Source organism: Paraburkholderia sp. BL25I1N1 (assembly GCF_003002025.1).
GTDB lineage: Bacteria > Pseudomonadota > Gammaproteobacteria > Burkholderiales > Burkholderiaceae > Paraburkholderia.
Genome location: NZ_PVZB01000023.1, coordinates 62,845 through 86,031, shown reverse-complemented (window position 1 = coordinate 86,031; position 23,187 = coordinate 62,845). Strand labels below are relative to the sequence as shown.

21 protein-coding genes and 1 pseudogene are annotated in these 23,187 nt (G+C 60.5%); 14 read left to right on the top strand and 8 right to left on the bottom strand.

Features of this window, described 5'->3' with window-relative positions; all coding sequences use genetic code 11:
* Positions 1-13 precede the first annotated feature (13 nt).
* From B0G73_RS29475 to B0G73_RS29465, 3 genes are read left to right on the top strand one after another with little or no spacing between them, the layout of a single operon-like run.
* Positions 14-607: a MotA/TolQ/ExbB proton channel family protein gene (locus B0G73_RS29475; protein WP_106284694.1), complete on the top strand. Its 594-nt coding sequence runs from the start codon at positions 14-16 to the stop codon at positions 605-607.
* The gene (locus B0G73_RS29470; protein ID WP_106284693.1) at positions 604-1,002 is read left to right on the top strand and encodes a biopolymer transporter ExbD; all 399 of its coding nucleotides are present in this window, start codon (positions 604-606) and stop codon (positions 1,000-1,002) included. The genes B0G73_RS29475 and B0G73_RS29470 overlap by 4 nt, the downstream gene beginning before the upstream one ends.
* 37 nt (positions 1,003-1,039) lie before the next feature.
* The gene (locus B0G73_RS29465) at positions 1,040-1,729 is read left to right on the top strand and encodes a TonB family protein (RefSeq protein WP_258193801.1); all 690 of its coding nucleotides are present in this window, start codon (positions 1,040-1,042) and stop codon (positions 1,727-1,729) included.
* Positions 1,730-1,993: 264 nt separating this feature from the next.
* Here the strand turns inward: B0G73_RS29465 and B0G73_RS29460 are convergent, their stop codons facing one another.
* Positions 1,994-2,938 (bottom strand): LysR substrate-binding domain-containing protein, encoded by a 945-nt coding sequence (locus B0G73_RS29460; protein ID WP_106284692.1) that lies wholly within the window; start codon positions 2,936-2,938, stop codon positions 1,994-1,996.
* A 161-nt stretch (positions 2,939-3,099) separates the two neighbouring features.
* Here B0G73_RS29460 and B0G73_RS29455 point away from each other — a divergent pair, with 161 nt between their 5' ends.
* The 6 genes from B0G73_RS29455 (at position 3,100) to B0G73_RS29430 (ending at position 8,861) form a co-directional block, all read left to right on the top strand.
* Positions 3,100-3,948: an ABC transporter permease gene (locus B0G73_RS29455; protein WP_106284691.1), complete on the top strand. Its 849-nt coding sequence runs from the start codon at positions 3,100-3,102 to the stop codon at positions 3,946-3,948.
* Positions 3,949-3,952: 4 nt separating this feature from the next.
* Positions 3,953-4,993 carry an ABC transporter ATP-binding protein gene (locus B0G73_RS29450; RefSeq protein WP_106284690.1) on the top strand — a complete coding sequence of 347 codons (1,041 nt, stop codon included), beginning with the start codon at positions 3,953-3,955 and terminating at the stop codon, positions 4,991-4,993.
* 113 nt (positions 4,994-5,106) lie between these two features.
* Entirely contained in the window at positions 5,107-6,195 is a 1,089-nt protein-coding gene (locus B0G73_RS29445) for an extracellular solute-binding protein (protein WP_106284689.1), read from the top strand.
* Positions 6,196-6,232: 37 nt separating this feature from the next.
* Positions 6,233-7,075 carry an ABC transporter permease gene (locus B0G73_RS29440; RefSeq protein WP_106284688.1) on the top strand — a complete coding sequence of 281 codons (843 nt, stop codon included), beginning with the start codon at positions 6,233-6,235 and terminating at the stop codon, positions 7,073-7,075.
* 70 nt (positions 7,076-7,145) lie between these two features.
* Positions 7,146-7,601 carry a TIGR00725 family protein gene (locus tag B0G73_RS29435; protein WP_106284735.1) on the top strand — a complete coding sequence of 152 codons (456 nt, stop codon included), beginning with the start codon at positions 7,146-7,148 and terminating at the stop codon, positions 7,599-7,601.
* 57 nt (positions 7,602-7,658) lie between these two features.
* Positions 7,659-8,861, top strand: a complete 1,203-nt coding sequence (locus B0G73_RS29430) for a porin (protein ID WP_106284687.1) — start codon at positions 7,659-7,661, stop codon at positions 8,859-8,861.
* A 185-nt stretch (positions 8,862-9,046) separates the two neighbouring features.
* Here B0G73_RS29430 and B0G73_RS29425 read toward each other — a convergent pair whose 3' ends face one another.
* Entirely contained in the window at positions 9,047-9,238 is a 192-nt protein-coding gene (locus B0G73_RS29425) for a hypothetical protein (RefSeq protein ID WP_106284686.1), read from the bottom strand.
* A 616-nt stretch (positions 9,239-9,854) separates the two neighbouring features.
* Between B0G73_RS29425 and B0G73_RS29420 the strand changes: the two genes are divergently transcribed.
* Together B0G73_RS29420 and B0G73_RS29415 are read left to right on the top strand one after the other, a co-directional pair.
* A complete protein-coding gene (locus B0G73_RS29420; RefSeq protein ID WP_106284685.1) occupies positions 9,855-10,253 on the top strand; it encodes a DUF4440 domain-containing protein in 399 nt (132 codons plus the stop codon).
* Between the two features lie 615 nt (positions 10,254-10,868).
* Entirely contained in the window at positions 10,869-11,060 is a 192-nt protein-coding gene (locus tag B0G73_RS29415) for a hypothetical protein (protein ID WP_075304194.1), read from the top strand.
* A 599-nt stretch (positions 11,061-11,659) separates the two neighbouring features.
* On the opposite strand, the gene B0G73_RS29405 is transcribed toward B0G73_RS29415, so the two are convergent.
* The 5 genes and pseudogenes from B0G73_RS29405 to B0G73_RS29385 all read right to left on the bottom strand — a co-directional run bounded on the left by B0G73_RS29405 (position 11,660) and on the right by B0G73_RS29385 (position 16,793).
* Entirely contained in the window at positions 11,660-11,839 is a 180-nt protein-coding gene (locus tag B0G73_RS29405; protein ID WP_374957041.1) for a hypothetical protein, read from the bottom strand.
* Between the two features lie 597 nt (positions 11,840-12,436).
* Entirely contained in the window at positions 12,437-13,393 is a 957-nt protein-coding gene (locus B0G73_RS29400; RefSeq protein ID WP_106284684.1) for a Na/Pi cotransporter family protein, read from the bottom strand.
* A gap of 252 nt (positions 13,394-13,645) precedes the next feature.
* A pseudogene (locus tag B0G73_RS29395) lies at positions 13,646-13,876 on the bottom strand (polyphosphate kinase 2); the annotation flags it as partial.
* Between the two features lie 4 nt (positions 13,877-13,880).
* A complete protein-coding gene (locus B0G73_RS29390; RefSeq protein ID WP_106284683.1) occupies positions 13,881-15,494 on the bottom strand; it encodes a carboxylesterase in 1,614 nt (537 codons plus the stop codon).
* A 276-nt stretch (positions 15,495-15,770) separates the two neighbouring features.
* Positions 15,771-16,793 carry a hypothetical protein gene (locus tag B0G73_RS29385; RefSeq protein WP_106284682.1) on the bottom strand — a complete coding sequence of 341 codons (1,023 nt, stop codon included), beginning with the start codon at positions 16,791-16,793 and terminating at the stop codon, positions 15,771-15,773.
* Positions 16,794-17,541: 748 nt separating this feature from the next.
* Between B0G73_RS29385 and gltS the strand changes: the two genes are divergently transcribed.
* From gltS to nhaA, 3 genes are all read left to right on the top strand, one after another.
* Positions 17,542-18,744 (top strand): sodium/glutamate symporter, encoded by a 1,203-nt coding sequence (gene gltS, locus B0G73_RS29380; RefSeq protein WP_106284681.1) that lies wholly within the window; start codon positions 17,542-17,544, stop codon positions 18,742-18,744.
* Positions 18,745-19,788: 1,044 nt separating this feature from the next.
* Positions 19,789-20,370: a YSC84-related protein gene (locus B0G73_RS29375; RefSeq protein ID WP_106284734.1), complete on the top strand. Its 582-nt coding sequence runs from the start codon at positions 19,789-19,791 to the stop codon at positions 20,368-20,370.
* Between the two features lie 176 nt (positions 20,371-20,546).
* Positions 20,547-21,761 carry a Na+/H+ antiporter NhaA gene (gene nhaA, locus B0G73_RS29370; RefSeq protein WP_106284680.1) on the top strand — a complete coding sequence of 405 codons (1,215 nt, stop codon included), beginning with the start codon at positions 20,547-20,549 and terminating at the stop codon, positions 21,759-21,761.
* A gap of 123 nt (positions 21,762-21,884) precedes the next feature.
* Here the strand turns inward: nhaA and B0G73_RS29365 are convergent, their stop codons facing one another.
* Positions 21,885-22,559, bottom strand: a complete 675-nt coding sequence (locus B0G73_RS29365) for a hypothetical protein (protein ID WP_106284679.1) — start codon at positions 22,557-22,559, stop codon at positions 21,885-21,887.
* Between the last annotated feature and the right edge of the window lie 628 nt (positions 22,560-23,187).

Below are 23,187 nucleotides of genomic sequence, written 5' to 3'. Positions count from 1 at the left end.
GAAGGAGCCAGTCATGGACGAATGGAAAGGTGTCGCCGAGGCGTTGAGGCTCGGCGGCTGGGTCATCTACCCGCTTAGCCTGCTGGCGATCGTCGCGCTCGCGATCGCGTTCGACCGGGCTTACGTCTGCTGGCGCTACGCGCGTATGCCGCACAATGGCGCCGCGCATTCACTGCCGGGCGAGCATGTTTTACGGCGTGTGGACGTCCTGTTCGACGACGACAGCACGCCTGTCTGGCGTATCGAAGGGCAGATCGAAAAGGCCGCTTCGCAGATCGAGCGCGACATGAGCCGCGGTCTGTGGCTGCTGGAAACGATCGTCACCGCTGCGCCGCTGCTCGGATTGCTCGGCACGATCGTCGGCATGATGCATTCGTTCCGGCTGATCGGCGGGGATGGCGTCGTCAGTCCTTCGGGCGTGTCGGGTGGCGTCGCGCAGGCATTGGTCGCTACTGCCATCGGTCTCGTGATCGCACTGGTTGCGCTTTTTGCGTTCAACTATTTTTCGCGACGCGTGGACCGGCTCATGGAGGAGATCGAGACGTTCGCGAACGAGCGCCTTGGCGACCTGCGCCTCGCGCGCGAACGTGCGGAAGCGGTCTCATGAAGCTGCGGCGCGCACGTATATCGCGGCGTGGCCGCATCGAGATCATCCCGATGATCGACGTGATGTTCTTTCTGCTGGCCACGTTCATGCTCACGACACTGGCTATGCAGCGGCTCGACGCGGTCCATGTCGACCTGCCGCGGGGACAGGCGCAGCCGGTGCAGGTTGAGCAGTCCCTCACCCTCTCCGTGAATCGCGCCAACCAGATATTTGTGAACCAGCGGCCCGTTCGGCTCGATGAAGTTCGCGCGGCGGTCACGAACCTGCTCCGAAAGGACGGCAATCTTGTCGTGGCGGCCGACGACGGCGCTTCGCATGGCGTGGTTGTGCAAGCCATACTCGAAGCGCGCAAGGCCGGCGCCGAACACTTTCTCGTTGCCGTGCATCGTGAGTAGAGAATCGCTGCTATACGGCAACCGCAATGGGCGTCGCGTGATCGTTGCCGCCACGCTGGCAGCGATGGTCTGGTGGTTCTTCCTTTCCCACGTGCGCTGGCTCATTGGCTCCGGGCAACCCGCAGCGCCCCCGCAGGCGATCGAACTGCAGGTCGTGGAGCTGCCGCCCGCGCCACGCACGAGCGAAACGCCCCAGGGCCACGTCCGGCGTGATGCCGTCACCGCGTCCCATGCCGCGCCCCTTGCGCAACGGCAGCCGCAGGTGGCGCGTAGCAGCACCGTGCACCAGGCCCCTCGGGGGTTGCCGCTGCCACACCCCGCCCCCGACGCGCAGCAAGGCGCCACGGCCGCGCGGCAAGATGCGCCCATCACGCCAGAGTCGAAAGCGGCGCCGGCCCCAAGCGACGACATCGCGCAGCACGGCGCGCCATCTTCAGCCGCAGGCTCACCCGCGACCGTCAGCCAGCAGGCCCGGCTGCTCTCGCAACCGCTTCCGGAAGTCCCCGACGATCTTCGGGATCAGGCCTTTCAGGCGGTTGCCGTTGCACGCTTCGCTGTCCATGCAGACGGTACGTTCGATGTCGAACTGGTCAAGCCCACACAGAACCCGCGGCTGAATCAGATCCTGCTTGCCACGCTTGGGCAATGGCGTTTCTTCCCGGCAATCGAGAATGGACGGCCCGTCGAAAGTCATCAGGACGTTCGCGTGCACTTTAACGTGAATTGACGCGAAACGCCGAGCCCGCTGACGGCAACGACGACGAGGCCACCGTTGCCATCAGAGAATCGCGGAAGCTGTCAGCTCAGCTGCGCCAGTACTACGTCCGTGATCTCGGTGCTTATGAGAATCCGGATGACCGAATGGCCGACTATGGCAACAGATTTTTCTCCGAAACGCGCAGCTACAAAGTCACGCTAATGTTCGATCGCTGCCTGCGGATGGCGCGCTGGACGTGGCATACGGAAGAATGTTCAGGAGCCTGGCACGCGGCTAACAACCGCCCCGTCGAGTCGGCGTTCTCGTAGCTGGTGCCGCCGGATCGTGCGTCGAGAATTCCTCCAGCATCCAGTCGCGCAGCTTGCGCAGCGCCGCGCTCGTATCGAGGCGCTCCGGCGTGTAGCAGAGGAAGTGGCCCTGGTTGTCGACATCAACTGGTGCATTGACGGGCTGCACGAGCGTACCCGCATCGAGTGCTGCGCCAATCAGGAACGCTGGTACGAGCGCAAGGCCGAGTCCAGATTGCGCAGCCTGGATCAGCACTGCGTATTGCTCGAAGCGCGGTCCAGAGAACGCGTTCATGTGCGTGATCTCATGTCTTTCCGACCATACAAGCCAGACGCTTTCTGCCTGCTCGTGCACAAGCCTTGGCGCGGCCGCGAGGTCAGCCGGCGTGCGCAACGCATGCTTCGCTGCGAATTCGGGCGAACAGACAGGCACAAAAGTGCGCCCCGCCAGATAATCGCAGTTCACCCCATCCCAGCGTCCGTCGCCATAACGGATCGCTGCGTCGAGTCCAAGTGGGAACGGATCGCCGTGCGCGAGATGGCGCCGGAAGCTCAGTGTGATGTTCGGCGCTGCCGTGAGGAACGACGTTAACCTCGGCACTAGCCACTTGGTAGTGAAGGTCGGCACACTGGCGATGGTCAGCAGGTCGCTGTCCTCGCGCACACTCAGCAATTCAAGCGAGGCGTTGCCGATCTCGCGCAGCGGGCCTGTGACGCGCGCGTGATAGACCTGTCCGGCACGCGTCAGGGACAGGTTGCGCCCCTCTCTCACGAACAGCTTCATTCCGAACAGCACCTCCAGATTCGCGATCTGCCGGCTCACCGCGCTCGGCGTCAGGCCCAGCTCGCGCGCCGCATACGAAAAATTCAGATGCTTGGCCGAGCTGGTGAACGCATGCAGTTCGGCGATGTTCGGATACAGATGTTTCATTGCGTGATATTCCAGATTCGCAAAGCACGATGCGGACTTTGTACTTTTTTTTCATGACGATGCCATGTCGGCAACGCACAATGACGCCCGTTACCGCAATTCCAAGTCATTGATTAGACGGGGTTTTGCGCTGTCTCCTCTGCTCACCACCGGATTCGCTGATGTCATCCTATGCTGCCGCGGCCAGCGCCGCTGGCGTTCCTGTTCGTCGTGGCAACCGTTCGCCATCGCCGGGCCGCATGCTGGTACGTGCCGTGGTGGTGCTGTTCGCGCTCTACCTGCTGCTGCCGATCGCGCTGCTGGTGATCGGCTCGATGGGTCAAAGCTGGACCAACACGCTGCTGCCAACCGGCCTGACCGGTCATTGGTACGCCGAACTGGCGGCCGACCGTAGCTTTCGCCGCGCGTTCGCGACAAGTCTCACGGTGGCACTCGCATGCTGCGCGCTGAACGCACTGCTTGGTGTGCCGCTCGCCTATGCGCTGAACTACCGGGCAAGAGCCGGACGCGGGCTCGTCGCCCGGCTCGTGATGCTGATGCCGATCGCCGTGCCGGCGCTCACACTCGGGTTCGGCTATATCGCCGTGTTCGGCGGCGACACGCTGCCCTGGCTCGGCACGCTGTGGCTGATGATCGCCGCGCATGCGGTGCTGACGCTGCCCTACCTGCTGCAGACGCTACTTGCCGACTTGCGCCATCTCGATCTAGCCACGCTCGAGGCCTGCGCCGCCACGCTCGGCGCCGCGCCCTCGCGCCAGTTCTTGACCGTGGTACTGCCGAACCTACGCCACAGCCTGTTCGCCGGCCTGGTGATGGTGGCGGCACTGTCTATCGGCGAGTTCCAGATTTCGAATCTGATCGCGGGCTTTCGCTACCGCAACTATCCGGTGCTGCTGCTACAGGCGTTCTATGGCGCATCGGGCTTTGCATGCGCGGCAACCGTCGTGCTGCTCGTGCTCGCCGTGGCGGCCACACTCGCCTCAATCACCACCGTGCAACGACTGAAGTAATGCCATGAGCCTCGAATTCGATACCGTCAGCTATACCTACCCGGGCGCTTCGCACGGCATCTCCGACATCTCGCTGAAGGCTGCGCCGGGCGAACTGCTCGCCGTAATCGGCCAGAGCGGCTCCGGCAAGTCGACGCTGTTGCGGCTAACGGCGGGCCTGCTGACGGGCTATGCCGGTCGTATCGTGATTGGCGACCAGGACGTGGCTGAGCAGCCGGTCTGGAAGCGCGGCGTCGGCATGGTGTTCCAGCAATACGCGCTATTTCCGCACCTAAGCGTGACCGACAACGTCGCCTACGGTCTGAGGATGCGCGGCATCGGCGTGGCCGAGAGGCGCCGCCAGGCGCTCGCAATGCTCGAGCGCGTCGGCCTGACGAGTCACGCCGGGCGACTTCCCACGCAACTGTCGGGTGGCCAGCAGCAGCGCGTCGCGCTGGCGCGGGCGCTCGTGATCGAGCCGCGCGTGCTGCTGCTCGACGAGCCGCTGGCGGCGCTCGACGCTGGTATTCGTCATCAACTGCGCGACGAGATCCGCACACTGCAACGCGCCTGTGGCGCGACCACTCTGCTTGTTACACACGACCAGGACGAAGCGCTCAGCATGGCCGACCGCGTCGCGATCGTTGACGGCGGCCGCGTGCTGCAGGTCGGTACACCGCGCGAACTCTACGAACAGCCGGTCTCGGCACGTGTCGCACGCTTCATCGGCCATTCGACGATCCTGCCCGGGCGCGTGGTCGCGACTGATCGCGTCGATGTCGGCTTCACAACGCTGTGCGCCCCGTCCGGCTCGCTGCGCGAGGGCGAGGCCGTCGAGCTTTTGGTGCGCCCCGAGCACGTGCAAGCTGATCCCGAGCAGGGGTGTGCAAACCGCATCCACGGTGCGTGTGGCGAGGTCCGTTATTTCGGCTCGACACATCGCTACGACTTCATCCCGCACGGCGCCACCACGCCCCTTCTTGGTGAGGGGCGCGAGGTGGCCGTGCACAGTATCGCGATTGATCCGTGCCATCTGCGCGTTTTGCCGGCCTCGGTGCGCGAATGAACGCTCATCGACACCGCACCCTCGGCTGGACCGTAGCTGTATCTGTTCGCATGACTGATCAACACACACTCGCCCGCCTCGGCGGACACCCACACGCATTACGGAGAACTACGATGTTTGCAGGTCCCACCCTGATTCAACGCATACGCGCGACTGCGCTCGCGTTCGGCACGCTCGTGGCCTGCGCGGCCCATGCCGCGCTACCGGCGCCGCTTTATCCCGGCGAGGACGCGCTCTATGAGAAGGCTGCCGACGAAGGTATGGTGGCCTCGTTTGACACGGGTCCCGAGTGGGCCAACTGGAAAGCTCTGTTCGCCGAATTCCGCAAGCGCTATCCGAAGGTCGAGATCACCTACAACGACATCGGTTCGGCCGCCACCGTGGTCACGCTCGACAAGTCGCGCCGTCGCCCGCAGGCCGACACGGCCTATTACTTCGCCGCCTCGGCTCTCGACGCGACGGCCAGGGACGTGGTCGCGCCGTTCAAGCCGCTCAACTTCGACAAACTGCCGCCGGTGTTCCGCGATCCCGGCGCCCGCTGGTTCACGGTGCATTCGCTGAACGTTGCCTTCCTCGTCAACCGTAAGCTGGTGAAGGACGTGCCGAAGCGCTGGTCCGATCTGCTGAAGCCCGAATACAAGAACGCGGTCGTCTATCTCGACCCGCGCTCAACCGGCCAGGGGCAGGTGGACGTGTTCGCCGCCGCCTACGCGATGGGCGGCAGCGTCGACGATCCGAAGCCGGGCGCGGATTTCTTCGGCAAGCTGAAGATGGCCGGCAATGTCCTGCGCGTGGAGGGCACGACGCCCTATGCGAAGTTCGTGAAGGGGGATATCCCCATCCTGATCGGCTATGAGAACGACGGCCTGAAGGCCAAGTACACGGACGGTATGGGCGACGCGGCCGAGGTGGTGATTCCGCAGGATGGCAGCGTGTCGGCGCCGTATGCGATGAGCCTGGTCAAGAATGCGCCAAATCCGTCGGCAGCCCAACTCTGGCTCAACTTTGTGATGACCGATGCGGGGCAAGCGCTGTTCGCGCAGGGTTATGTGCGGCCTGCCGTGCCGGGCTTGACGCTGGCGCCGGAGATCGCCGCCAAGATGCCGAACGCGCCGCAGGTGCACCCGCTCGACGTGGCCAAGGCCGCCGCGAAGAAGGCGCAGGTCGACCAGCTGTGGTCGCAGGCTACGCTCGGGCAGTGAATCCAGTGATCACCGGTAACGACCAGGGACGCCCGCGATGACACGGAGCTCAACTCTCGCCACTCGCGACGCGGGGCTGCTGCGCCGCTTTGGCGCGTTGCCGGCCGGCTTGCTGTTCGCAATCGCATTCGCGCTGCCGCTCGCGGCTCTGGTCGGCGCCGCTTTCGACGGCGGCGGCCGCGCGTTTGCCTCCGTGTTCGGTGATCCGCTGGTGGCCGATGCGATCGGCCGCTCGCTGGGCCTGGCGGTGGCCACCGGCACGCTGTCGACGGCGATCGGCATGGTTCTGGCAATCGCGCTGGCCGGGCAGTCGCCGGCGAGGCGGCGACTCTCGCTCGCCGCGCTTGGCGTGCCGCTCGCCTTCTCGGGCCTGGTGATCGCCTACGGCTTCATCCTGAGCTTCGGCCGCGCCGGCTTCGTGACGATGTTGCTCGCCAAGCTCGGCGCGAATCCGGCGCAGATCGGAGGCCTGATCTATACCAGCGCGGGCCTGGCGATCGCCTACGCGTACTACCTGATCCCGCGCGTGGCGCTGATGCTCTATCCGGCCTTTGCCAACTTCGACCGGCGGCCGCTCGATGCGGCGCTCACGCTCGGTGCGCGGCCGTGGCGCGCCTGGCTCGACGTGGCCTGGCGCGAGCTGTGGCCGTCGGTGGCTGCGGCCTGGTGCCTCGTCGCAGCGATCGCGCTCGGTACCTACGGTACCGCCATCGCTCTGGCCGGCACGCAGATCAACATTCTGCCGCTTTTGCTGTATCTGAAGCTGTCCGATGGGCAAACCGATTTCTCGCAGGCAGCCGTACTGTCGATCGTACTGACAGCGCTTTGCACCTGCGTTCTTGCAATGGGGGAATGGATTGTCAGACCAAGGCAACACTGAACATGAGCGGCTCGTCGCTGTTGCACTCGCCGATCTCGCGGAGCGTCAGCGCTGCGCGAATCGGCACCTGATGCCGGTTGGCGTGATCGGCCCGAGAGCGGCCACTGAGGAACAACTGCGGACAGCTGAATCGATCGCGCACGCGCTCGCAAAAGCGGGCATCGCGATCGTCGGCGGCGGTAAGGGTGGCGTAATGGAAGCGGCCGCTCGCGGAGCTTTCCGCGCTGACGGCATCGCGATCGGCCTACTGCCCGAGGACGACGCTGAAGGCGCAAACCCGTACCTGAGCGTCGCACTGCCGACCGGGCTCGGCATAACACGCAATGCGTTGATCGCGCGTTCATCGCTGTGCCTCGTGGCGGTGGGCGGCGGGCTAGGCACACTGTCCGAGATCGCGCTCGGGTTGCAATGGGGCAAACCGGTATTCGCGGTATGCGACGCGCCGCAGGTGGCGGGCGTCGAGACGTTCGATTCGGCAGACGAGCTGCTCGTCCGCGCGGCGCGCTGGCTGACCATGCTCGCCTGAACGGGGAAGGCGAAGCCGTGACATTTTTCGTTTTTTCAACACAAAATAGGATTACTAATGATGAAGAAGACCATCGTCGCCTCGTGCATGCTGGGCGGTGTCTGCGTGGGCGCCCATGCACAAAGCAGCGTGACGTTGTACGGTGTTGCCGACAACGGCCTCGCATGGCAGAACAGCGCGACTTCGTTGGGTTCAACTTCGGGCGGCCATTCTCTCGTCAAGATGACCGCGGGTGTGTGGGCTGGCAGCCGGTTCGGCCTTAAAGGCAGCGAGGATCTCGGGAACGGTACCAAGGCTATCTTTACGCTGGAATCGGGGTTCAACAGCACGAATGGCACTTCGCAGTTCACGGGGGGAATGTTCACTCGGCAATCGTGGGTTGGTGTGACCAGCGACCGCTACGGCACACTGACTGCTGGACGCCAGTACACGGCCTACTACAACATGCTGGCGCCTTGGAGCCCGACCACTTGGCTGACCGGGTATTTCGGTGCGCACCCGGGCGATATCGATTCGCTTGACAACATATATCGCGCCAATAACTCGCTCGTCTACCAGTCGCCGACACTGGGCGGCTTCACGTTCAGCGCGTCATACGCGTTCGGCGGCGTGCCGGGCAGCGTTGACGCGGGCTCGACCTGGAGCGCAGGGCTGCAATACCAAAACGGCCCATTCGGGATCGGTGCTGCGGCTCAGCGGGTGAACAACTCGACGCCGGGCGGTGGCGCTTGGGGCGCGTCGTCGACGACTTCAAACGGTGGCGCGCAAACGGCCGTCTCGGCGATCAACTACGGCTACCAGACCGCGCAGGCGCAGCAGCGCGTCGCGGTGACGGGTGGCTATCGCTTCTCGGCCGCCTGGGACGTGTCGGCGTCGTACTCGAACGTCCAGTACATCCCCGGCATCGGCTCGACGTTTCGCGATACTGCGATTTTCAACACGGCGGGCGCGGTGCTGCATTTCAAGCCCGCCAGCGCGTGGGATTTCGCTGCCGGCTACAGCTACACGCGCGCTACCAAAGCGAACGGGATCACGAGCGCCGCGCAGTATCAACAGTTCACGTTGTCGCAGTACTACGCTCTGTCGAAGCGTACCGGCGTCTATGCGGTCCAGTCCTATCAGCGCGCGAATGGTGACACCTTGTGGAGTAACGGCAAGGTGATAATCGCGAAACCATCGCTGGGCGATGGATTCAGTAGCACGCCGGCGTCGTCGCGCAGCCAGATTGCGGTCGGTGCGGGTGTAGTGCACCGCTTCTGATGCAGTGTGGTGTGTGTATCGTCAGATGCACGCGATGCCGCGGTTTCATGTTTTGTGAACTCAAACCCTGACGCGCAGTTGAGCGTCTGGGTCTGAAGACGCAACAGAATTCGCGGTCGTGTGTCGGGTAGCGGCAAGAGACCTCGTTCCTCAAAGCAGCCAAAGGTCGATGAGCTGCCGCTGAGTTAAAGCTCGTGAACGAGTTTTCCATCGATCAACGCCACGGGCAGTTTGTGCTTCGGCATCTTTGCCAGGTTGCCGATGCGCGTCTCGTACGGCAGGTCCGACATGCGCAACCACGTTTCGAGCTTGACGACGAACGGACTGATATCGGGCGAGTCTGCGCTGCCTCCATAGCCGACTTTGTATACGATCATCTGTGGCTCCTCTCTACTTCGAACTACGCTAGACGGCCCCAGCCCGATTTTCAAGTCGCGATAGCCGTATCGAACTGAAGCTAAGTCCCCGAGGAGAACCTGAATGGCGGCTTCATGCCCTGAGTTAGTCCGTCAAGTGGTGTTGGTCGCAAAGAGCCAGTCTTGCATGGTCGGAAGCGCGGGAAAGCCGCGTTTCCGACCATAACGTAGTTTGGCAAGCCGAGTTTGCGTCAAGGGGTTTCTTCGGCCATCCATGTCGTCACGGCGAACGTCAAGTAATCGGCGACGCCATCGGCAAACCCTGCTTACGGTTTCCTCCCCACTGACGATTTCTGCGGTACGGGCGACGCGACAATTCCATCGTCACCCACGCAATGGATGACAGGAGATGTCGAAGAAGTTCTGTTCCTTTAGTCCGATCAATCGCGCCACTCGACAGCCAGCCCTGGTGGCACTAAGCTTGGGCAGGGCACGCCCCTTTGGATGTTTTTAGGGTTCGCCACGCGCGTAGCGCGACGGTCTGGTTGTGATTAACGCTTGGCGTAACGCGAAGAACCGAACATCTCATTCCGGTGGGTTTAGTCTCACCAACTTCACGCCTCATGGAGGCAGCACCATGGACATCTCACAGGCTTTTGCCGCGTTGAACGGTAGGTTCGTCGATACAGTCAATTCTCACGATACGATCGGTTGGGTGGCTCTGTTTGCCGAAGACGCCATTCTCGTCCCGGCGGGCCAGGAAATCGTGACCGGCCGAAAGGGGATCGAAGAATGGGCCGAAGTGGCAACGACCGTCTGGAACCATTTGGAAATCCAGCAAGGGCTTTGCAGATCTGATGGAAATGTGGCTTGGGAATCCGGAACCTGGACTGGGAATATCAATGTGCCGGATGAGCGGACCATGGACATCGGCGGAAACTTCCTACTCATTGCCCAGCAGGAAGGCTCCACGTTGCGCATCAAAGCGCACTCGTGGAGCGTGAATCCCACGACGCCTCGACCAACCGCAGCTTGAGCGGCGAGGCCTCGCTCGGCGAGTGCGCTACTGCTTCCTTGGCTTCCCGGCCCGGTGCGGAAGCTGGGCTTGGGCGCCGGCCGACAAGCAACATCGAAAACATACCAATGAAGTTTTCCATAATCGTGACTCGTAGGGTCCGCACGACGTTCACCGGAGAAGCCTCCCCGTTGTGGCAAGAGCTTCGAGCTTGCGTTTGAGTTCATCGTTCCCCGAGCGCAAGGCGGCGTTGTGGCGTTGTGCAAACCTATCCAGAAGGCCGACGATCCGACCGACATGATCGGCGTAAGAAGGTCCGTTGTCCAGGGCAGAGCCGACATTCGAGCGTCCGCGCGAAAGCTTGGGCCAAACGGCCGTTCTTGGCCGCACTGAGCGGGACGGCGGACATCGCAGGGACGCCCCATCTCAATCTTTCGGTCGGCGCTGCGATCATTGTCGAAACGAGTTGGCTCGATGGCGCGATGCAAAGAATCGCACTTGGACGTTTGATCGGACGGCTATTAGGCCGACGCATGCATGGAAGCATGCGCGGAATGTCGCTGCCTCGGGGACGGCGAGCGAGGGACCGAATCTTGCTCGCGATGTCCCTGTCCTGTTGATGGAAGGGAGCGCGTCATGATCAAGCTACTTGGCATCCTGGCTTTAGCGTTCGGTATTGCGGGTTGCGTCGCCGCCCAGCCGCCCTACTACGGCTACGGTGACCCGCCCGGCTATTATGCGCCGCGCCCCAGTTTCGGCATCGGGATCGGGGCAGGCAGTTTCGGTGGGAGTGGTTTCGGAGGCGTCGGCGTTGGGCTCGGGTTTTAAATGGGGCGCTACTGCCGTCAATCATGCGTCGTCTCTGGCCAGCAGTCCGACATGAAGCACGCCACTGTCCCGGGCAGAGCCTCACGCGCGACGTAGCGGGAGCGTCAGTTCGTTGCGCCCATAGATATCGGCCGCGAAACCGATTCTCTCGCCGGCATCACTTCGCATTCGTCCCGTTTTTGCGCCGCGTTGGTCCCACCGGACCCACAAGAGCCGTTCAGAGCAGTGAAAGATCAACGACTCAAATGCATCGTGAGACGCCATGACGTCGACATGAGCGCCGAAGTGGACGAGCGCGACTTCTGGGGCTCCCTGCGATCGGCAATCTCAGCAGACGAGTGAAGCGCAATGGCGTCCCCGACGACGTCGATTGGGCATGCAGAAACCTGCTCGCAGCGTCGGCGCCATCGACTTCGAAGCGCTTATCCGCAGCGTAATTCTCCGACAGACCCAGGTCGTCACCCGTTTCTCGATGATCTGACGGTCGACGCGGAGCTGGTCAGTTCAGTGTTGCGCAGTCCCGTAATCAGGCGCGACGACATCCGCCTCGCCGTCGATACCGTCGGAACCTTCTATGTTTCACAGACGCCCACGTTTCTTCATACCGTCGGTTCGCAGCTTTTGCTGTCGGTCGCAAGATTGGACAGCGCCAAATCACGAACAGCGTGACTATTCTGGAGGTGAATTCGGATCGCCCAGACATATTTCGGCTTCAGCGGAGGCTTCTGACCGACCAACTTATCCTTGTTCCAAGGCTCGCGGCTTTGATTGTGTCCCATGACAGACTCCCGTTGAGTTGATGGGAGTTTGATTGTCGTCCGGCATCTTGATAGCCGCTTCGCACCGTCAGGGTCCTTGCTATTCGGTCAGTGCCAACGTTCGTTGATCGCTGGCGGGACGACTGTTCAACTTTCGCCACCGGCCGTTGATACCATAGTCATCTCGAGCGGCGGTTCATGCTGATCGTGATGAATCCATGTCCGTTCATGGTCTGGCTCCGGGCTGGCTGTGATGCCGCAGCATGCGCCACAACAGTCAGTACAAAACAGGAAACCGGACATTTCTAATGAACCAGAACCGGACATTTCTAAAAAGCTGCTACAACCACTGCGAACGACAACTAAAGCTTATGTCACATAGATAGGAATGCTGTGCATCGATATCTACGCATGACTAACTCCGCTTATTTGAAACCATTTGTTGGTAGCAGTCCGCAAGTTGACGCATTGCCTTGATCGTCCTAACCGGAATCGCACTTTGCGCAAGGTCGCACCTATTTACGGAGTCAAAGCGTATGGATGGACGCGCGACCGCTCTGTCAGCAATGGCCTTCCTCTCACCGAGCCAAAAATTCACGCGGCGGTGATAGCGACCACTCAGGACGCCGGCTCTGAACCTGCACTTCGAGCCTCGGCACCCAGCCACTTTCTGAGCAAGGGTTCAACCCACGTCAGCGCCAGAAGAAAGCAGATTGCGACGGTAAAATTGAATATCAGATGCGCCCATGCCACCGCCATCCCCGGGTTGGTTGTTAAATCCACCATTGCTCTTGAAAAGGATCTCAGGAATGGAAAGTAGCACAGCACTCCGGTCGCATTGAACAGAAAGTTCGTAATCGCCGTGGCTCTTGCGATGGAACTCATCCCGAGACCTGCAACCAACGCGGTTGAGGTCGAGCCGACGTTCGAGCCAATGACAATCGGTATCGCGGCTTGCGGCGGTAGCACCCCTTGCTGGACGAGGAGAATTGCCAGACCAGTGGTGACGCTGCTTGACTGGACCAACGCAGTGAATAGCAAGCCGGCAAGCACGCCTGCCCAAGGAGCCTCTGCAAGTGCAAGCCATTCCTTGAACTGCGGGCGATTTTGCAGAGGCCTCAGTTCCGCGGATATCAGATCCAACGCGAAGAAGATCAATCCAAAATAGAAAACAGCTTTTCCGATGTACCTGGCGCGGATCGGCAACATCGAAATCAAGGCCCCAAGTACGATGAATATCGGTCCGATACCCGTGAGTTTGAAGGAGACCAGCCAGGCGGTTGCGGTGGTCCCGACATTGCTGCCGAGCAGGATCCCGAGACTGGCGCGGAAGGAAATGACGGACGCGTCCACAAGAGTGACCGCAAGCGCTGTGATCGCGCTGCTTGACTGCACAATCGCTGTGGCGAACGCACCAACCAGAAACCCGAGCCAGCGGCTTGCAGTCACACGTTCGAGCCATGACTGCAGCGCCGTGCCCCCGACCTCCTGCAGTTCGCGACTAAAGCCCTGAAGGCCGTAAAGGAAAAGAAGAACCGCGGAGGCCGCGGCGAACAGTCCCTGGATTGGTGTCATGGCGACCTCCTTGTCCGTTCTCCTCTGTGCGGGAAAGCCGTTCGAGTGTTGAGATCACGTCGACGGAAGACAATGCTGCGCCGCATGCCAAGTATGTACCCGCTTCGGGGTTCTGACCACCATGTCTCCCCCGCCGCTGCCGAATGGCAGAACACCCTGCGAGTTGTGCCGGCCTGTCGCGTCGGCGTGGTTCACAACTACTGCACGCGTTTCATCGACCGCCGCGTTCGCGGCGGGGCGGGTAGCAGAAAGTTACCTGCGAACCTCCGGGATAAACCTGAATGGATAGTCGGGCTCTTGGTAATCTCCGGGCTTCTGTCGTTTGGGCAACGTGACCTTGTCGCGGGCCACCTCCTCATAGGGAATCTTGCTTAGTAAGTGGCTAATGAGATCGAGGCGTGCGCGCTTCTTGTCATCCGACTTCACGACGTACCAGGGCGCAAACTCCGTCTCGGTCGCCATGAACATTTCGTCGCGTGCGCGACCGTCAAGGTGTCGCTGCAGACAGATCCTCCTCAGTCACCGCATCATCGCTCATCCCGTCCATTTGAATGCCGGGCAAATCTGCAGAAGTCGTCGCAGCCGGAGTTGACATCGAACGATCGAACGACTGACGTGACGTGCCCGATCGCCGCACGGGCTCGCCGATGGTCGCGTCGAGTCGCGTCAAAACGTACGGAAAGAATGGATTAGATGCGATTCGAAAGAGCGTATCCAGACTGACAATCAGCCCTCCGCGCTCCCCGCGTGGAACGAGAGTGCCGAGTGCTGCGCCATACTTCGTGCCTGATTCCTCGTCCTGGCGGGTTCCATACAACGGATCATCCGGTGGAAAAGGAATGGCGACATGTGACAGTGAGAACACCTGCGGCGGGTAGACGAGGTCAAGCTCACGTGTTTGCCATTGAGTGCTTCCCGGCTCGACCACGCGCTCCTTCATGTTCTCGGAGCCCGACGGAGCATTGGCGATGACCGTGAGCCGGTATGCCACAGGAAAACGCGGTACCAAGCGTGATAGCGCCAGTGGTGATGCCGGATTAAGGATCTGGCCCATCTTTGCCCGTCTGTTCACGTCGAACAGTACCAGTTCGCTTCCGTTTGATGGAAAATTCGCGTACATCGCGGTCAGGATCGCGCGTGTGCTTACCGTGGAATCGATAACGGATTGAAAGGTTAATACCGGCGGAAGTTTCGCGAGTTGTCCTGTTCTCGCAAGACGAACCAATTCCTCCTGCAATGCCATTGTCAGCCGGTGCGATTGCCTTGCACCATTGACCGGAAACGAGTTGTATTTGAATGGATTGAATTCAGGCACGATCCCGAGCCACGCAGCTTTTGCAAATGGTGGCAATAGCGCCGGAAGTGACGCGAGACCGGCAAAACGCGCGTAACGTGTAATGCCAATCATCGGTGAGAACAGCACGATCCGTTCTGGCCGGCCCAGCCGACTATCTTCGAGGCTGTCCAGTGCATACTTCATCGCGAGCGCACCACCATTCGAGAATCCGACCATCTCTAATGGGCAATTCGGCCCGACTCGACGTCTGGCTTCACGCATCGCAAGCCGCGTTGCCGCCATCCACCTCTCCCAGTCGACATCGGTCAGCCCGGCGGGCACCGTTCCGTGACCGGGCAGGCGAATTCCGATTGCAACAAATCCATGGGCGACGTAGATGCGTGCAATATGCCGGAGACTATAGGGAGAATCGGTCAAACCATGCAGCAGCACGACAGCGCCCAGGGGCTTCCCAGACGGGAGCATCTCATATGACCTGTTCCAGTCGTGGTCGAAACCTGGCGGATAGATGGGACTGTTTTTAAAGTACCGATTCGACATTACCTGCGCCGATGCTGGCAAACGGTCCGTGACCTCCCGGCGCACCTGCTCGAAAAGACTGTCTTCGTGCCTGAGATACGCGTTCCAGTCCGATCCATCGGTTTGCCCGGCGCTCAATTCTTCGGGTACATAGGTGTGCCAGAGTTCGAGCGGAGGCCCCGTGCGCGAATCGTACGCACGGACGGCAAGCAGGAGTGAAGACAATGCGGCGATTAATAGCAACGCTCGCACCAGTATCCTGACAAAGCGAGTGCCTGTTCCCATTTTTAACTACCCCGTCCCAATGAACCCGATCTGGACGATAAGGCGCGTGAGGGTGTTTGCAGTCCAACTGACGCAATCACTTTCTTGTAGCGACTAACGCCGAGCCTATCGCCGTAAGCTTGAACGACACAAGCATGGCGGTGGCCGGTTGTCCCCGCAGGGCGACGCCGACATCGTCGCGTCCAAAACGATTGGCGCCCAACAAGACTTTTCCAGACTGACGCGAGGTGTAGCCGCATCCCGTGTCGCGAGTTCGGCATATCACGTGTCGGAGCGTCACAGAAGCCATTGGTTTGCATCGTCCGACATGCGTGGGACCGCATGCAGATCGTTTCGCGCGAAACGCACCAGACAGAAGGCACGCGATTCCTGCAATGCACCCGGCACCCGCGCCAGATGAACCCGGATCTCGGTACTTTCACGCTGATGGTCGTCGTCCACGATCACGTTCGTCCGGTCAAGACGCAGCGTCCTCTTTTCCACCTGAATGTAAGGACCGGGCGACGTCAGCATCTCGCATACCATGCTGATCTCCCGCTCCAGTGCGTCGGTCTTTAGCCCAAGGCCAGCCAGTTTGCGGTTGTTCTCCTCGAGCTGCGCCTGCAAGGCAGCCATCTCTCCGACACCCGACAACCGGTTACCGTCCAGAAGTGAATTCATGCCCTTGCCCTGTCGCCCTAGAAGCATGAGTCGCGTATTCAGCAGCGCACGCTCCTGTTCCAGCAGGCCACGGCGCGATACGTCGGCGGCGATCCGGTCGAGCGCTTCAAGCGCGAGTTGCTCCACGACCCGCAACACAATTTCGTCACGCAACTCCGATTCATTGCGTTCGCACACGCGCACCTGATGATCGCCAAAACTGACCGTCGTTCGCTCAACGTCGGTACGTACAGCATCGCCGTGCTGCGCGACGCCCAGGGTGCGGCGCTCGGTCATGGCCATACCAAGCAAAACAAACGCCTCGCGATCCAGTGCATTTCGGTCAAAGTACGCACGCAGTTCGGCCGAGCGGCTCTGCGCGCGGGTGACATCCTCCGACACCGCAAAGAAGGCGTGAATGTGTGGGTCCGATGACCACGCCGCGGCGCTCGCCTCGCGTGCGATTGGGACATCTTCGGTCAGAGCGCGCACATATTCCAACGCACATCTGATGGCCGGTGCCAGTCTCGCCGCATGGTTCGTCACGAGCCGCAGTTGCGGAGCCAGATTGAGGATTCGATCAAGCGCTTCACGCGTCTCTCGCGCGGTAGCTTCACCGGGCGGTGGTTCGCGTCTAAACAACCAGTTGAACACGCTCATGCTGGCCTCCTTGTCCGAGACCGTTAAAACATCACACGGAGACTTACGTCTGACCGTCTCACGCAGCGAGAGTCCACACTTCGGCATGGACCGGCGCTGATGACTTGTATTGAATGAGAATCGAACGTACCCGAGCCAGAGCGAACGTCCTGTCTTCTACTAACCCTATGGGAGCCATGCCCCTGTTCAGTTTTCGCACGGATGCCCGGATGCCCGGATGCCCGGATATCCGCTCTTTTCCCGAGCCATTCAACCATGATGCCACGGCCCTTTCCTGCTAACGAACTTTCTTTCGCGATACTGGGTTACCTGCAAACGCAAACTGCCCCCGTCGCATCGTCGCATTCGTCGCAGCAGGGCGTTGGCGAATGACGGCAATCCGCCTCGACATGACCGCGTGCCGACTGATCAAACTGCAACCCCTGGCGGCTGAATGCCGACTCCTTCGGCGACAAAAAACGGGTATCAATGGGTACACGCGCCGCCTATTATCATTTTGTAGAGGTCAATTCCTCCCCACCAGTGTGCTTGCGTCGCTGCACTGCGACGAGTCGTTTTTATCAAAAGGCAAGTTATCGGCGCTCTCACTTTCGAAGACGCGAACATGTCACACCGCTCCGTCTCGGCGCGATCGCTGGCACGGCATTATTGGGTATTACCGGTTGTCTGGTGGGCTTTGCGTGAAATCGTTCACTCGCCGACACACCGTATGGGTTCGTGTGAGCATCCTCCCGACTGGGGGTCGGACATGTTCAGGCTCGACACGCAGGAAACGCTGATGGCTGCCGCCCTGGTGCTTCTGCTCGGTCGCCAGATCCTTGCCCGGATCCGTGTGCTTCGAACTTATACGATCCCCGAACCGGTCGTTGGCGGCCTGCTGGTCGCGTTACTCGTGTTTGCGTTACGCAGCATCTTGCGAATTGAAGTGCAATTCGACACGACGCTTCAGGCGCCTCTCATGCTCACCTTCTTTGCCACCATCGGCCTTAATGCCGATCTGGCCAGACTGAGGGCCGGCGGCCGTGCGTTGATCGTCTTTCTCGGTGTCGTGGTCGGACTGCTCGTGATGCAGGATGCGCTTGGCATCGGATTGGCCTGGGCGTTGGGGCAAGACCGCCTTCTCGGTCTGCTCGGCGCATCGGTGACCCTATCCGGCGGACACGGGACGGGAGCGGCGTGGGCGAAGGTTTTTGCAGCTCGTCACGGGCTCGCCTCGGCAACGGAGATTGCGATTGCCTGCGCGACATTCGGCCTGATCCTCGGCGGATTGATCGGTGGACCGGTCGCGCGTTTTCTCATCAGCCGGTACAGTCTTTCCCCCAGCCCGAAACCTGATGTCGCGGGCACAACAGGCTTCGAACAGCCAAAGGCAGTCCGGCCGATCACGGCAGAGGCCGTAATCGAAACAGTTGCGCTCATAGCCGTTTGCCTTGCCGTTGGTTCGGCACTCGCATCGTGGATTGCTGGCACAGCGTTCGAGCTGCCGACGTTCGTGTGCGTCCTGTTTATCGGCGTCATCCTGCGCAACGCGCTCGCCGTGCGCGGTCTGTATCAACCATTCGAGCTCGCGGTGTCGCTGCTCGGCAATGTTAGCCTCGGGCTTTTTCTCGCCATTGCGCTAATGAGCCTGCGCCTATGGGATCTCGCCTCGCTTGCACTACCGCTCCTCGCGATTCTGGTCATGCAGGCCATCGCAATGGCGATGTACGCGATTTTCATCACCTTTCGCGTGATGGGCCGCAACTATGACGCGGCCGTGCTGGCCGCCGGACACTGTGGTTTCGGCCTCGGCGCCACGCCGACTGCCATCGCCAACATGCAGGCCATTACAGAACGTTTCGGCCCATCCCATCTCGCCTTTCTGGTTGTACCGATGGTGGGCGCATTTTTTATCGACATCGCCAACGCGATCGTCATCAAGTTGTTTCTGCTGCTCCCTATTTATGGCTAAAGTCCGTCTCTCGGCCGCTCATCCGGACGCGATGTGAGACCGGAGCGTTCGTTGAAGAGGTCCGCTTGCCAACCAGGCGTGATAGCCGGATTCGTCTGTTCCGCGCGGCGCGTCCTGCTGCCGCACCTCTCTCTCGTGATGCGCTCTGCACCCTCGCGTTTCGTGCTGTACTTCGTCCGGGAGGGCGTCGGAGCAAGCATCGATGTTTTGCACTCGTCGGGAATGCGCTACCTGTGCAACACCCCGGGCATCTGCCGACCACCTCCCATCGCGCGAAACATCGCGATCTGGGCATGAATCACCTCGACCTGTTCCTTCGCGTGCGATCTGCACGACACGCCCCGTCACGTCGAATGCAAGCGGCGAGCAGGGTCGAGCGCTGGCGAAAAAACACGGTCATCCCTAAGACCACAACCTTGCGTCGCGAAAAGGATTAGCCAGAAACCTTTCCTCGAACGCGTGTATACACCTAGGACCAAAGTCCACTTTCTCGGCATCCGGACCGTATGACATGATGCCATCAGGCGGAAGCTCGCAGCCGGCCTGTCATGGCCGCCGACAAATGGGAGGCGACGCCTTGGCCCGTAATCGTAGCTGCCGAAATAGCAGCACTCAAATTGCTTCAATGTTCCCCGACCAATGAACGCCGAGATCGAGACGTCATACTGCGCAGCCTGTTCATGTGGCGCTGTTCAACAGCCGCCCGTAGTGCACTATTTCGCGCCGTGCATACGAAGACCGGGAATGCATGTAATGAACGTATGAAGTGCTCTGAGATCAGGCCAGGTCGTTCGTCTTTCTAGCGGGCGCGCACTCGCCAGACGCTGACATCAGGACCGAGGGCTTAACGCTATTCACATGCGTACTGTTCGCAGGCCATAGCGCCTGCGGGCAGATTGCGCAGCAGAGAGGACCTGCATGGCAGCACCGGCCGATCGGTAGCGCGCTTGCAATACGCCTCTGCCCGGGAGGCGCGGCCACTCGACCAGCGCCATCAAACCGATCAACAAGGAAACGACGGCGGGAATTGCAATGGAGGATGACATGCAACGACGTAATTTTCTGCTGCACACCGCGACCGGCATCACCGGTCTACTCCTTGCGGGATGCACCACGACTCCGAGTGGGACCAGGAGTGAGGCGACTGACGCGTCAAAGCGCCAGTCGATTGACGCAAGCGTTGATGGAACGATATCGCGACTCTACGCGTCGGTGCCGGGCGCGCGCGAACTCGTGTCCAAAGCGCAAGGCGTGCTGGTGTTTCCCTCAGTTCTCCAGGTCGGGTTCGTTGTAGGTGGACAGTACGGCGAAGGTGCGCTGCGGGTAGCCGAGCGCACGGTCGGCTACTACAGCACGGTATCAGGTTCGTTCGGTCTTACAGCCGGCGCACAATCCAAGGCGATCATCTTCCTTTTCATGACGGAAGATGCACTCCAGAAATTCCGCGGCGCCAAGGGGTGGTCGGTTGGCACTGACGCGTCAGTCGCACTCGTGAAGATAGGCGCAAACGGCACAATCGACACGTCGACGGCAACCGCCGCTGTTGACGCAATTGTGCTGACCAACTCGGGGCTGATGGCCGACGTTTCCCTTTCGGGAACCAAGGTGAGCCCACTCAGTATCTGAATGCAATCTCAGCGATCCGGGGCATGCATGCACGAACGACGGATATGTGGAATCACTTTTAGTTGCACTGCGACGCACAGACGTTACTCTACTTTCTGAACGGACGGGACCACGCGACCCCGCCTCTATCCCAGGCTTCACCCTCACGAGAAACTGCCGATACGCGAGCCGACACGATGAATCACAATGCGTCTCGTAAGCTTTCCGATGGCCTTTCCGACTTCCTGAAAATGGAATCGGCCGGGGGCCTGTTGCTCGCGGCCGCCGCGCTTCTCGCCTTGATCTTCAGCAACTCGCCGCTTCGGCAGATCTATGACCATTTGCTGAACATTCCGGTCGAGATCCGGTTTGGGTCGTTCCACATCGGAAAGCCACTACTGCTCTGGATTAACGACGGATTGATGGCCATCTTCTTTCTTCTGGTCGGGCTCGAAGTGAAACGTGAGGTGATCGAAGGTGAACTGTCAACGCCCGCGCAAGTAGTGCTGCCGGTCGTCGCCGGCGCTGGCGGCATGGTGGTGCCGGCATTCATTTTCTTCTTTATTTGCCGCGGTGACACGGCAAACCTCCGCGGCTGGGCCATTCCGACGGCAACTGATATCGCGTTTGCGCTCGGCATCCTTTCCCTCCTCGGCCGCCGGGTGCCGATGTCGCTGAAAGTATTTCTGACCGCAGTTGCGATAGCCGACGACCTCGGGGCCATCGTTATCATTGCGCTCTTCTACACCGCTGATCTTTCGCTTGCAATGCTCTTTCTGGCGGCCTGCGCCATCGCGGTCCTGATTGCGCTGAACCGGCAAAGAGTTACGCGCCTTGCGCCCTATATTCTCACCGGAATCGTCCTGTGGGTATTCGTTCTCAAGTCCGGTGTTCACGCAACGCTTGCGGGTGTCGCACTGGCGTTCGCCATACCCTTGAAGACGAAGGACGCCAAGGGACAAGCTCCCCTGCATCAGCTTGAACACGGCCTGCACCCGTGGGTCGCCTTCGCGGTACTACCTGTCTTTGCGTTTGCAAACGCCGGCGTATCGTTTGCCGGCGTTACCCTTGCTGCGCTGTCGGCGCCGCTGCCACTCGGTATTGCGGCGGGTCTTTTTGTCGGCAAGCTCGTCGGTGTATATGGTGCAGGTGCAGCACTCATCGCTGTCGGGCTGGGAAAACTTCCCGAAGGGGCAAGCTGGCGACAATTCGCTGGCGTCGCCTCATTATGCGGCGTCGGCTTCACGATGAGTCTGTTCATCGGTTCCCTCGCGTTCGAAGGAGCCGAATTCTTCACTCCTGTCCGGCTGGGCGTCATCGTCGGCTCATTACTTTCCGGGATTGCCGGGTGCCTCCTTCTGAGCTTCGGATCGAAACCTTCCTTGGCGGAATCGCCGCAAAGTGCGGTATGAACGTTCCGCACATTGACGGTTACATGTCAGCCGCGAGAGGGCGCGCGGCGCGAGTTCCGCACATCTGCGACCTTCAATCATCCGACGCGGGCAGGACCGTCTGCAAGTAGCGCGTTAATTTCTTCAACGTACACACGATACGTAGTTTGGTTGCGGATCGTGCCGGATGCTCACCCGGCCGTCGGCCAGATTCACTACCTTGTGCATGCGGTTCCCTGCAAGCGTATGCGTCCAATACGGGCTGGAACCGCCCCAAGCATAGATACCACCCTCATAACGCGAGTCGTCTTTTGACGCGACGATTGCATTATGGCTTCCTCCACCCGGACTGCCATGCGCGTTCGTATAGGCAAACAGTGCCTTCAGTTCATCAAGCGTAGGCAGCCGCATACGCCGCTTGGCACAGTGGTAAAGCGCGTCGTGGTAATCGTACATCACGATTCGTAATCCGTTGAAGGCGTCGGACGCGCCTTTTTTTATCCGCACGCTCTTCTTCTCCCAAGCGTAGGTGTCAATCGCGGGACGGCTAAAGCAGGTCTTTTCGTGCGAGAAAACCGTCGTGCCACCACCCGCCGTCGGATATGTTCCTTTAGGTATGCAGATTTCACGGGTAGTCCTGCTGGCGTCCGCCGGCTCCGCGCCGAACGAAAAACTCGAACCGGGTAGCGCCGCCGCTGTCGACAACGCCAGAAACAACACAGCGCGTCCATGCAGCTTTCCGATGGTTAGTGTCATGGCAATCCAGTCACCGGTAGCCAATCGGGCTGCAACTGCCCCGCTCTTCAAGACATCGAGCATAAGCATTCTCCCTGATACAACCATGGATACAGCAAGGGCCCATGTATCGGGCACACTCAGGTTGTAGCCGCGAAGGCCCGTCTGCACAAGGACTGGCGATCAGAAATTCTGCCATTCTCAATCCACGTCACGCAATCGGGCCCAATCTATCTGCTCGGGTCGCGACTCTCCGTTGGCGCTACCTCTCATATTTGTGTGAGCCGGCTGCCACGGTATGGAATCGCTTAATGCACTTGCTGCACAAGCCCGTCACATCTGGACAAGGAGCGGCAGGGTTTTCCACGCGCCATCGGCCTGTCGATTTCAAATGCGAGGGTCTTGCAAAAAAGATGTTCGCGACGCTGCAGCGGAAGCTGTACGCGAAATGGCGTTAAGATAAATTGGTCCTCACGTCAGCAAGAAGGGGCAGCTTTTCCGCAGTTGTGCGCCGATCCGCCCGCGGAGCATGGCAAGCATTGTCCAACGGGCCTATAACGTAAAAGTGGGCCTCAAGACCGCGTGAAAGAAAGCCTCAAGAAAGGAAGTGACGACTTGCAAGCTGCCCCGTGACAAAAACAAGGCCCTGTCTGACACGGCATTTCCCTGTGCGGACCTGAAGTGAAAGGGAGTTTTCCGTGAAAAGGATGAA